The sequence below is a fragment of the Leptolyngbya sp. GB1-A1 genome (assembly GCF_039962475.1).
Classification (GTDB): domain Bacteria; phylum Cyanobacteriota; class Cyanobacteriia; order Elainellales; family Elainellaceae; genus Leptolyngbya_A.
This window is the reverse complement of the sequence record NZ_JAMPLI010000087.1, coordinates 1-10,692: the sequence shown is the minus strand read 5'-3', so window position 1 is coordinate 10,692 and position 10,692 is coordinate 1. Positions and strand designations below refer to the sequence as shown.

Below are 10,692 nucleotides of genomic sequence, written 5' to 3'. Positions count from 1 at the left end.
TTCAAGCCAGTTAAAGCGCGCAGCAAGCGGTCTTGTGTCAGCACCCGTTCAATATCCAGCATTTGCTTATCCCATTTCTGCCTTCTATTCTTGCTTATTTCCCGACAAGTCTATTAAGTATTTGCAGCTTGGCGATTCCCCAAAACGAGATATCGACATTCAACCGAAGTTTACCGTAGGAGATGGCGTGGTTGTTAAAGACATGCCGGTGGCAGAACATACCCGGCTGCCCGGTCACCTGCGTGGCAAACCTGGGGTGATCGATCTGGTCTACGAAGGTTGCTACGCCTATTTCCCGGGTCCTTCCGATGGTTTGGAACTAGCTCAGCCTAGTTACAGCGTCCGCTTCGACTCTAAAGACATTTGGGGTGAAGATTTAGCCGAGCCTGGTTCAACCTTCTATGCTGATTTGTTTGAAATCTATCTCGAAGCAGCCTAGTCTTAATGTCCTTGAAATGAGGTATCTATGTCAATTCCTGGAGATGAGCGGTTTAGCTACAGCCCCAACCGTGAGCTGGAAAGCGCCGCCAAAGTCAGAGCACTCGAAGCCCTCCTAATTGAAAAGGGCATTATTGGTAGCGAAACCGTCAACAAAGTTTTGGAATATTTTGATTCCCAAATGGGACCTTTCAATGGGGCTAAACTGGTCGCCAAAGCTTGGGTCAATCCAGAATTTAAGGAACTGTTGATTAAAGATTGCAATGCAGCCTGTACTTCCCTGGGCATGACAACGGGTATGTCTGGAGCAGAGGGTGAACATATGCGGGTAGCTGAGAATACTTCCTCAGTCCACAACCTGATTATCTGTACGCTGTGCTCCTGCTACCCCTGGCCAACTCTGGGGCTGCCCCCCTACTGGTACAAAGACCCCACCTTTCGGGCTAGAGCTGCCCGTGAACCTAGAAAGGTACTCAAGGAGTTCGGTCTGGATCTAGACGGCTCCGTAGATATTCGCGTCTGGGATAGTAGCGGGCAAATTCGCTGGTGGGTACTGCCCGAAAAACCTCCAGGTACTGATCACATGAGCGAAGAAGAACTGGCGTCTTTAGTCACTCCAGAATCAATGATGGGCGTGGCAAAAGTTACCGCACCCTAGACTGTCAGTCCTGCGGTTTTCTTACCCTATTGTATTTGACAATTATTACCACCCCTACCTTACTTACTGGCGAAACTTCCATGTTTACTCGATTTGAACATTTTGCTGCTTCCAGTTTGATGGGCAGTGAAGAATCTCCTCCCCGCAAGAATGGGCAGCTTGCCTTCAGTCGCAGTTGGGAGCAGGTCGCCTTTGCCCTCGCCATTGCGCTGTCAAAAAAGGGGCACTACGAGTGGGAAGACTTTCGCCAGAACCTGATTGCCACCATCAGCGAATGGGAGTCAGAGCACGACCTGAACGACTCCACCTGGGATTATTACCAGCGCTGGTATGCCGTTTTAGAGAAGCTGGTGCTGGAAGCCGGTCTGATAGACAAAGCAGAACTCGATGAAAAGCTAGACGTTCTACTGAACTGCGAACGTTGCCATGAAAATGCTGCAAACTCGGCTGACTGAAAATGTCTAAAAGGCTTGATACCTGCTAGGTTTGATTGCGCGATAGCGAAACTCAACGTACCTCAAGCTAATGTCTAATGTTGGGTTTCACTCTGTCTTATCCGGTCTGCATTAGAAACGTGTCAGGCAATTAGCTTGCGACTCATGACAGTTGCAGTTCTCGATACACAAGACACACTTAGGAAGCAACCCCGATGTACGCTAAATTTTCCACATTGTTGAATCGAAAGCTGGTAATCTGTGGACTGACTGGTTCCAGCTTATTACTTTCAAGTTCTCCGGCTCTGGCTCACCATCCTTTTTGGGATAAAGCCCCTGCCAATGTTTTTGAAGGTTTTTTATCAGGTCTGGGGCATCCAGTAATTGGACCTGACCATCTAGCCTTTGTGATTGCTGTAGGGTTTGTGGCTGTTGTATTTCAGCGGGGATTGCTCATTCCAATTTCTTTTGTCGTTGCTTCTTTGGTTGGCACAATTGTGCATTTATTGAATGTTGATTTGCCTGCCCCTGAATTTTTCATTTCCGCCTCAGTATTGCTATTTGGGCTACTCTTAGCTCTGAAAAATTCCCTACCGTCAGGAGTGGTTATCGCCCTTGCAGCCGTAGCAGGGTTGTTCCATGGCTATGCCTATGGCGAAGCTGTAGTTGGTTCAGAGATGTTCCCTTTGCTGGCATACTTAGTTGGGTTTACGACCATTCAAATGGCTATAGCGATTGGTGTTTATCTCACCGTTGAGGGAATGGGAGGGAGTAGAGAACAGCAGACTATGAATTTACGCTTTGCTGGATTTACACTGGCTGGAATTGGAGTAGCTTTTCTCTCAGGCGTAGTTCTAAACTAGTGGGACATTTTTGTTATGCGTTAGCTATTCATACCAGGTGAATTGCTTTGTTAACTACCCGTCCATCTGTCTAACTTTGACCACAAGGGCATCAAAATAGACGATGGGATAAACCGGATCCAAAGCTCGATTGTGTCAAACTTTACGCTCCTGTTCGACGGCATTGGGGACATTAGAAATCAACCCAGCTGAGACTTCTACGCCATACAGGTCTTACGGTTGTGCCTGGATATCGCGGGTACTCATGCTTCTGGGATAGAGGGACAAGACCTTGTCGTCAAAGCCGTCAAAGCGGGTCTGTCCCTTCTTAACGATGATGGGTTCAAACTTACTGTTGCGGTCGCGAGAGACGCTGATTTGAGCCTCTCCAAGCTCTCCTTTGATAGTCTTCTCGCTGTGCCCAGTGCCGCGATTACGAACGGGTTTGCTTTGGCTTGTAGGCTCCGCCTGTTGCTCTTCCAGATGGTTTTCATTTCCGCGTTCAAGCAGCGTTTCACCAAAACAGCCGTTAGCTGTTTGAGTATCCCTCCATCCCCCAGCAGGTCTTCGGAAGTCTCATAGCCTTTGAGCAATTCATCGAGCAGTTCAGGTCGAAAAGTCATAGTGCGAGTGCCTTGGGTCTAGTCGTTCATTAGCTCTCATTTCCTGGCCTTTGACACAAACATTTATATAATTCCCTAAAATCTTTGCGACGCAACCTTAGTTGATGCTACTCAAGCTACAGTGCTCGATCGCCGCTCGCGTTTCTGCCACTTGGGACACTTTCAAGTAGCGCGCCTTCTGCCCCTGCACTCTCAAGCGATACTGAACTGAGAGTTGCCCTCGCACCGTTGTCCCACCTGGAACTGAGGAGTCAATCCGGGCATTGAGCAAGCTCTCTCCCGCTGCTTGAAGGGCAGCAATCTCGGTTTCTAGCTCTACGAGTCTGGCGTTCAGGTCTGGGTATTTCAGTTTTGATGCGTGTCAGATTCGTAATGCTTGACCTTATTTTGACACGCATCAAGTTGAGCAAGGTTTAGCATGATCCCGATTGCCTTCAAAGGCTTGATTAGAGAGACTTTGAGAAGATTGGACATGAAAGTTGTCTTAGAATTGTTAGATAGAGATGATTTCGCTTATCTCTACCTGATATCGACGTAACTTCTGCTCCAACCATGCCTGACTCCCCCCCTAGCCCCATCCTCCCGATCGTGATCGTGCCCCTTGAGGGCGGCAAGAAGGAGGAACCTCGGCGATCGGAACCCCCGGATTTACGTCACTGGCAAGTCGAGGAGTTCCTGCGGCAGACCGGCAAGGCGGAGAATACACAGCGGGCTTACCGAGGACAACTAGTTCGGTTTGCTGCCTGGTGCAATAAGTCCTGGCTAGACGTCACCCCCAGCGACATTGGGAAATATCGACGGGAGCTAAAGTCGAAGGGATTGAAGCCCACGTCGATTAATCATGTACTGAATACGCTGCGATCGTTCTATGGTTGGCTCCGCCGGAGCAATGGCTATCCGATGAATCAACCGTTGCCTACGGATGCAATCGATCTGGAGCGGCAGGAGGAACCCCAGGCAGATCATCTAGAGACGGAGGATTTGAGTCTGCTATGGGAAGCGTTGAGTTTTGATGATGCAACACGGGTGCGCGACCGGGCGATCGTGGCAGTGCTGAGTCATGGACTGCGAGCATCAGAAGCGTCTGCTCTCAATGTGGAGCATTGGAACGGCAAGATGCTGAAGGTGCATCGATCCAAGGGGCAGAACGTGAGTGAGTTGCCGTTGAGCCGGGAGGCGCGATCGTACCTGGAAGCTTATTTAGAGTGGCGACGGCAGCAGGGCGGGGTGTTTGAACCACTGCCGGAGAGTCCGATGTTTCTAGCGCAGGACCCGAAGAATAAGGGGCAGAGGTTAGGCTACAAAGGGCTGCACAAAATGGTGCGAAAGCTGGGGTTAGTTGCTGGGGTAGAAGACATTAATCCACACCGCTTCCGCCACACGTTTGGAACAGAGGTAACACGGCGGGGTGTTGATCCCCTGTTTGGGAAGGAGTTGATGGGGATCAAGAGCGATCGCGTGTTTCAACGGTACACGAAAGGGGTGTTTAAGCAGGCAGCGGCTGAGGCGTATCTCAAGGCGATCGGTGAGGATAGTGATGAGAAGAGTTAACGCCCCACATCAGCGGCGGCAGTTCCCTCTCGCAACGGCTCGTTGTTTTATGAGCAGGATGTGGGCATCTCAGAAATCAATTAATAATCTCTCCTTTGTTATTGGCCAACTTTTCACGCCATTTTTGGAGTTCATCAGGTGTTTGTCTCACCCAATCTGTTACTTCGCCAATGATTTTTAATGGCGCTTGGGAGCGATATGAGCGTGTCGGATTGCCCGGGAACTTTTTGTCTGTAACATTCGGGTCATTTTCAAAATCCCCTGTCGGTTCAACGATATAAACATATTCACGTCCATCGCCTTTTGCTAATGCAGCAGCTAGTCCCGCCCCATTAACAAGGGCTGTGAAATAAATGTGATTCATTTTGAGTTCAGGTTTGTAATTAGAACTGCCCCCCGCTGTCAGCAAATCGCCAACCTGCAAATCTGCTTTCGTTCCATGATAAAAGGGGCCTTTGTCAGAAGGTTTATCCTTAAACGAAGTTGCTAATTCATAACACTTTTTTGCCTTGTCAGGGTTGCTTAAGTCCTCATAGCATTTGGCAATGTTTGAATATAAAGAAGGGAAAGCACTCTTAACGGAGTCGTTATTTATTTTTAATGCAAACTCCAAAGCCGTTTCGAGCCATTTTAATCTGTCGGAAACATTCTTTTGATGTCGGGCTACATAATGAGCTGAAATAAATTTCTCAAAGTCGCTTGTCGCTTCGTTCCAGGCTTGAAGAAAAAATTCACTTGCTTCTTCAGGTTTGCCTTTTTCTTCCATGCCCATACCTTGAAGGCAGAGTTTAACAACATTGTTGTTTGGGTTGAATTCCATAATTATTTGCCTCTTAATTGTTAGACATTATCGGCAATAAGAAGTGTATCGCAACTACCGCTAATGGCGACATTCACCGGCTGCCAGTAGCCTTAGTCCTATCCGATCACCCTCAACAGTCTGGTGCAATGAAGGGTTGGGGGACGATCGCCTAAAAGCTACAGTAGATACATCCATAACTGGAACGAGAGTAGCTAGATGGTTAACTGGATTTTAGAAGACGGTGTTTTTGGCTGCTCTATGACTCCGCTGGCATCTGAGATCTAAAAGCAAGGACACAATGTCAAAATTATTGACTACACCAGAGGCAACACAGATTATCAACGCTTCTTTTCTTCAACAGAGTGCCTCATTTTCTACGGCTCACTTCACATCGCTCAACAAATCCAGAATTCCGGTTTATCCTGGACACCAGGAATCATCGGGACGATTGAACAGTATTACTGCACCCACTACTATCCCCATCTCAAACCCTAGCTGTTGAATGCAGAAGGGCAGATTTTACCCCTGTCAGAATTGTTCTCTTCCAATATTGATAATCCTCAACTGCCTGTTGATCTTCAGGGGAGCAAACATTTGTTTATTCGCCCGAACAGCCCGCTTAAGCCTTTTGCAGGTGGGCTTTATTCCCTCAGAGAACTGACTAATTTAGACAATTTTATGAAACGCCACTATTTGGAAGACCCAAACTTGCTGGTTGTTGTCGCACCAGAAAAGCCGATTGAAGCAGAGTGGCAGGTGATTATTGCTCGAGGGCAAGTTTTGTGTGCTTCTCAATATCGGCAGTTTAGAGAACCTTGCTATCAATCTGGAATGCCTGAGAGAGTGCAACAAGGCAGCAAAGGCACAAAAGGACAGAGGAGTCGAAGTCGTCAGGCAAACAAAGGAAGGGTTGAGTAGATGACCTTGCCCAGAATTGAGTAGCGGTCGAGAGAGGGGTGATCGCTCAAATCCTTTCGCAACCTCAGATACATGCGAACCCTTGCCGAGGCCTACCCTGACGAAGAAGTCGTGCAACACAGCGTTGCACAATTGCTCTGGCGACATAACATCGCCTGCTTGAAAAGCTCAAAGACCCCGCTGAACGGCTCTGGTACGCTGAGCAAGCGATTGAAAATGGCTGGAGCCGGGATGTCCTGGTTCTACAAATTGAAACGAACCTGCGTAATCGCCTGGGTGGCACGGTCACTAACTTCCAGCGGCTACTTCCTAAACCTGAATCTGATCTTGCGCTTTTTCTCGTTCTGCCCGAATTCGATCGAGCAACACTGAGGCAGGTTCATCATTAGGATCTTGTTTAACCAGTTCACCTCGAAAGGCTTTAGCAGGGATGGATTGGTTAAGGGCATACTTCTCACGTTTTTTCCGTGCAGTTCAGCCCAAATGGCTCCCTATTAACGGGCAGTTGTGGTGATCATACAATTCGCCTTTGGAATAGTCAGACTGGTCAGCCTATTCACATCCTCCATGCGTATAACGATTGGATTCGCGCGCTAAACTTTAGCGCCGATGGCAAAATGCTGGCGAGTGGAGGGCAAGACTTGATCGTGAATCCCTGGAATGTTCATACCGGAGCATGCTTGAGAACCTGGCAAGATTTCAAGTCCTGGGTGTGGGGGTAAGTTTCCACCCCGATGGCGATCGCTTGATGACAGCCGCAGGAACCACACTCCAACTTAGGAGGTGGCTGCATGAAAGGAATGAGTAGGGAAGATATACTATGTAAAAAATATACCTAAAGTTACATCCATACTACGTATAAAGATAAACAGAAAGTCTCTGTCGCTCCGCCTAAATGAGCTTATTATGCAGAATTATTTTGCCGATCTCCCGAAACTGGATGAATCGGCAGAACGATTCTGTATATCACTCTCTAAAATAGGTGGATCGACAGAATAATTCAGTCTATGAAAGTTATGCGGCTCAGGTTTTAGATGAGGACTGTTGCTACTCAGTACCAAGATAAAATTAAGCAAGTTTGCGAGTTGCACTGGTGTAGATAATGGCTGAAACGGTCTGGAAATTGACCCTCACAACCGAACGCCTAATCCTTCGCCCTCAGCAGCCAGGTGATTACGATTATTGGATTGCTGGCTTTGCTGGACGCATGGAAAGCCAGCATCAATACGACGATGGGTTGGTGAGCTTGGAACATTGCGATCGCGAATGGTTCACGAATCTATGTCAGCGACATCAACAAGAAGCTCTATCTGATCTCTTCTTCATCTTTGGAATTTTTGATCGCTGTACAAGGCAGCATTTTGGAAACGTTGACTTGATCACAATTCGACGTGACAACTACCAGTGGGCAGTAATCGGATATGAAATTCATAACCAACATTGGCGGAAAGGCATTGGCAAAGAAGCAGTTCGAGCCGCCTTAATTGCGGGTTTTGAGTCGCTTGGTTATCACCGGATCGAAGCTATCATTAATCTAGATAATCAAGCATCCATTGCCTTGGCGGAAAGTGTCGGAATGCAAAAAGAGTGTATTCGTCGTGGCTTCCTTTACGAAAATGAAGAATGGATCGATCAACTCATTTATGTTGCCTCGCCTCATGATGTGGATTTGGTCGAAAAACCACCAGAGCGCGCCTCATAGCAATCCCGTTGCACACCCACCGTTGAGAGATAGTTGATTGAGTCCGAAAAGTTAATAGCGGCGGGTGAACGGGGTCGTTGTTGAGTGATGGATTGATGCCGAACCCGATCGCACTTAAAACTAATCAATCTGAAGGGGTTTTGCCTGGGAGATGTGAACCTTATTTAAGTTCTACGGACTCACTCAGGACGGGTTTGTTGTATCAGACAGATCAAGCTGTCAAACAAATAAAGTAAGTGAGTGACTCAATATGACTCAAACTCGTTTATCCTCGGGTCCATCTTCTATTGAGGAGCACATCGTTACGACCTACGGTGCGCTCCGGCGTGGGATTGGTTACCTGGCGATCGCGCTCCCAGTAATTCTGTCAGTTTGGGGAATCCTCAAGTATGGACTGCCGCTTCAGGATTCAATCAGTGCCTATTACCATGCCTTTGTGTCGACAGGGCAACCCCCAGGACTGTTTGAGGTTGCAGGCAACGGGGTAATGCGGAACTGGTTTGTTGGCATTCTCTGGGCGATCGGCGTTTTCCTGGTGCTCTACCGGGGGTATGGACGGCGTGAGAACATAGCCCTCAATATTGCTGGAGTACTGCTGATCATCGTCGCAATGTTTCCAATGGACTGGACCTGTGGCGTAACCTGCCCAAAAGTCTCGGTTCATGGAATTGCCGCAATTCTATTTTTTCTGACGATCGGCTATGTCTGTATTTTCCGGTCTGGCGATACGCTACCGCTGATTAAAGATTCGGATGCGAGGGAGTTCTACAAACGGTGGTATCGCATCATTGGTACGGTGATGTGGGTATTTCCGCTGGTGGTTGCCGTGCTGGAGTTTTTTCAGCTTCGTCCCTTTGGCACGCGCACGGTGTTTTTTATTGAGGTTGCGGGCATCTGGACGTTTGCGGCTTACTGGTTGCTTAAGAGCCGTGAGATCGATCGCAGTAAGGCGGATGTTGCCGCTGTGAATGGAAAACTGGAACGAACTCCCCGCAAGTATGGCGTGATTCCCTACTTGCTTGATACCAGACCCGCCGTTGAGGAAAAGTGAGCATCCGCAATCTATATTTGTTTTTCCAGAACTTGATGAGAAGCGGCTTGATGGATGCGATCGAAGGGGTAGTTAGACTAAATTTTTCCGCCTTATCGCCAAATTAGGATTTTAGGCGGAAAGATTCAGTCTAAGCAATTGTTGTGTCAGCGCATGGTGCAACTATGTTAGTGCTTGAAAACCCTAGTATCGGCGCGACACAACACATCGTTGGAACAGATGCCGCCTGTTAACCGCACGGCGGCCAAGACGGCATTGCAGTTCAACTCCATCATTACCACCTCTACGATTGCCGAAAATGAGTCAGTTCGGCAGCACGTTTACTAGGCTTGATAAAGCAGCGAGCGTTTCAGGCATACTACAAGAATTCGCCCAATGTTTCTTTTCGGCCAAGTTTCAAAATGACGATCAGCCCTCCTCGCAAACCCAAGAACTAAGACGTCCGATCGCTCTGAGATTCCTACTCTTCTACAAAGACATCCCCATCGGCACTGATGCCAACGGCGCCGTTTTCATCGGCATAGCCTATGTTGCCCTCGCTGTCCATCACAGTGACGCTGCCATCGACATCTTCATGTTCCACATTGCCTTCGCTATCCACGGTCGTGACGCTGCCGTCTGCATCGACATAGGCCGCGTTGCCCTCGCTATCCACCGCCGTCGCGCTGCCGTCTTCGTACACATCCACACCTATGTCTTGAGCAATAGCAGGCAAGCACAGAACTAAGCTACACAAAGCAATACCGCTCATCACCAGTAGTTTTTTCACAGAACACTCCTTTAAGGACTTCTCAGTTCTATTTAATACCAAGTCAATTTGCTAAGGGTGAAATTACGGACTTCTGAACTGAGGCAATTGCCCTTGCCAGCCAAAAGAGGTGTGGGTAGCGGTGCGATGTAGCAAGTCGAGTGCTTTGTAGCAGTTGGGAGTGTAAAAGAAACGACCCTGAATGGGATGGTGAGCCTTAAGAATCTGTACAAGTCACTCTCTCGACAAGTCCGCGCGACAGGAGACGAACACAACACGCTCACAGGCACTAGCAACGGAAGCGATGATACCGATGAAAGCTCAGCAACTCGTCGTCGCCCTGGAATCATCAAAATCAGGCTAGCTGACGGCAAAGAGCGTACCCTTCAGCACCAGATGTCCACCAGCTTCTGGAGTCCAGATGGTAAACCCATGACCGCTGCTCAATTTGTGGAACGCCTCTTTGGCGAAATCCCAGAGCTATTCGGAGACGACGAGCTACGGGCATTGTGGAGCCGCCCCGACACCCGGAAAGCTCTCTTGGAAGGACTAACGGAGAAAGGCTATGGACAAGACCAACTCATCGAGATTAACTACCTTATTGACGCTGAAAAAAGCGAGCTGTATAACGTTCTAAGTAGGAGAACCTAATTAAACTTAAAACGCTCTACTGAGTGTTGACCGTTCCTACCCCTGTTCTCAATACCCTCCATGATGGCATCAGCTAAATCAACCTCATCGTCAAACACTCGACTCGCTAATTCATTCCGTTTGAGATGCAACTACTCATTCTCGATCCGATTCATTTATGGGCTGTAGGGCGGTAAGAAAAATAGAAGCAACCCCTGCTGTTGCCAACGTTGTTGCTGTTGTTGACTCAGTTTGCTGCGATGGACTGAGTCGTTATCCAGGACGATGACTGTGA

Annotated in this window: 12 protein-coding genes and 2 pseudogenes; 10 read left to right on the top strand and 4 right to left on the bottom strand. The window is 48.3% G+C overall.

Annotated features, from left to right (window positions below):
• From NDI45_RS29500 to NDI45_RS29485, 4 genes are all read left to right on the top strand, one after another.
• A partial coding sequence (locus tag NDI45_RS29500) for an SH3-like domain-containing protein (protein WP_348249919.1) occupies nucleotides 1–439 on the top strand: 439 nt, incomplete at its 5' end.
• A gap of 27 nt (nucleotides 440–466) precedes the next feature.
• Nucleotides 467–1,096 (top strand): nitrile hydratase subunit alpha, encoded by a 630-nt coding sequence (gene nthA / locus NDI45_RS29495; protein ID WP_348249918.1) that lies wholly within the window; start codon nucleotides 467–469, stop codon nucleotides 1,094–1,096.
• Between the two features lie 80 nt (nucleotides 1,097–1,176).
• Nucleotides 1,177–1,551 (top strand): nitrile hydratase accessory protein, encoded by a 375-nt coding sequence (locus tag NDI45_RS29490; RefSeq protein WP_348249917.1) that lies wholly within the window; start codon nucleotides 1,177–1,179, stop codon nucleotides 1,549–1,551.
• Nucleotides 1,552–1,745: 194 nt separating this feature from the next.
• On the top strand, nucleotides 1,746–2,393 hold the full coding sequence (locus tag NDI45_RS29485) for a HupE/UreJ family protein (protein WP_348249916.1): 648 nt from the start codon (nucleotides 1,746–1,748) through the stop codon (nucleotides 2,391–2,393).
• 699 nt (nucleotides 2,394–3,092) lie between these two features.
• On the opposite strand, the gene NDI45_RS29480 is transcribed toward NDI45_RS29485, so the two are convergent.
• The gene (locus tag NDI45_RS29480; RefSeq protein ID WP_190792358.1) at nucleotides 3,093–3,266 is read right to left on the bottom strand and encodes a hypothetical protein; all 174 of its coding nucleotides are present in this window, start codon (nucleotides 3,264–3,266) and stop codon (nucleotides 3,093–3,095) included.
• Nucleotides 3,267–3,547: 281 nt separating this feature from the next.
• Here NDI45_RS29480 and NDI45_RS29475 point away from each other — a divergent pair, with 281 nt between their 5' ends.
• The gene (locus NDI45_RS29475) at nucleotides 3,548–4,546 is read left to right on the top strand and encodes a tyrosine-type recombinase/integrase (protein ID WP_190792359.1); all 999 of its coding nucleotides are present in this window, start codon (nucleotides 3,548–3,550) and stop codon (nucleotides 4,544–4,546) included.
• 76 nt (nucleotides 4,547–4,622) lie between these two features.
• Here NDI45_RS29475 and arr read toward each other — a convergent pair whose 3' ends face one another.
• Nucleotides 4,623–5,366 (bottom strand): NAD(+)--rifampin ADP-ribosyltransferase, encoded by a 744-nt coding sequence (gene arr, locus NDI45_RS29470; RefSeq protein WP_190792360.1) that lies wholly within the window; start codon nucleotides 5,364–5,366, stop codon nucleotides 4,623–4,625.
• A 660-nt stretch (nucleotides 5,367–6,026) separates the two neighbouring features.
• Here arr and NDI45_RS29465 point away from each other — a divergent pair.
• Together NDI45_RS29465 and NDI45_RS29460 are read left to right on the top strand one after the other, a co-directional pair.
• Complete coding sequence (locus NDI45_RS29465; protein WP_242067378.1) at nucleotides 6,027–6,266, top strand: hypothetical protein; 240 nt, start codon at nucleotides 6,027–6,029, stop codon at nucleotides 6,264–6,266.
• Nucleotides 6,267–6,421: 155 nt separating this feature from the next.
• Nucleotides 6,422–6,655, top strand: coding sequence for a DUF1016 N-terminal domain-containing protein (locus NDI45_RS29460; RefSeq protein ID WP_242067379.1), 234 nt, complete (start codon nucleotides 6,422–6,424; stop codon nucleotides 6,653–6,655).
• On the opposite strand, the pseudogene NDI45_RS29455 reads toward NDI45_RS29460, so the two are convergent.
• Nucleotides 6,606–6,713, bottom strand: a pseudogene (locus NDI45_RS29455) (type I restriction endonuclease subunit S); the annotation flags it as partial. The gene NDI45_RS29460 and the pseudogene NDI45_RS29455 sit on opposite strands and share 50 nt — an antisense overlap.
• Nucleotides 6,714–7,368: 655 nt before the next feature.
• On the opposite strand from NDI45_RS29455, the gene NDI45_RS29450 reads away from it, so the two are divergent.
• Nucleotides 7,369–7,968, top strand: a complete 600-nt coding sequence (locus NDI45_RS29450; RefSeq protein ID WP_348249915.1) for a GNAT family protein — start codon at nucleotides 7,369–7,371, stop codon at nucleotides 7,966–7,968.
• Nucleotides 7,969–8,218: 250 nt separating this feature from the next.
• The gene (locus NDI45_RS29445) at nucleotides 8,219–9,019 is read left to right on the top strand and encodes a hypothetical protein (protein WP_348249914.1); all 801 of its coding nucleotides are present in this window, start codon (nucleotides 8,219–8,221) and stop codon (nucleotides 9,017–9,019) included.
• Between the two features lie 460 nt (nucleotides 9,020–9,479).
• Here NDI45_RS29445 and NDI45_RS29440 read toward each other — a convergent pair whose 3' ends face one another.
• Nucleotides 9,480–9,788 carry a hypothetical protein gene (locus NDI45_RS29440; RefSeq protein ID WP_348249913.1) on the bottom strand — a complete coding sequence of 103 codons (309 nt, stop codon included), beginning with the start codon at nucleotides 9,786–9,788 and terminating at the stop codon, nucleotides 9,480–9,482.
• A gap of 327 nt (nucleotides 9,789–10,115) precedes the next feature.
• On the opposite strand from NDI45_RS29440, the pseudogene NDI45_RS29435 reads away from it, so the two are divergent.
• Nucleotides 10,116–10,406, top strand: a pseudogene (locus NDI45_RS29435) (type I restriction-modification enzyme R subunit C-terminal domain-containing protein); the annotation flags it as partial.
• Nucleotides 10,407–10,692: the final 286 nt, after the last annotated feature.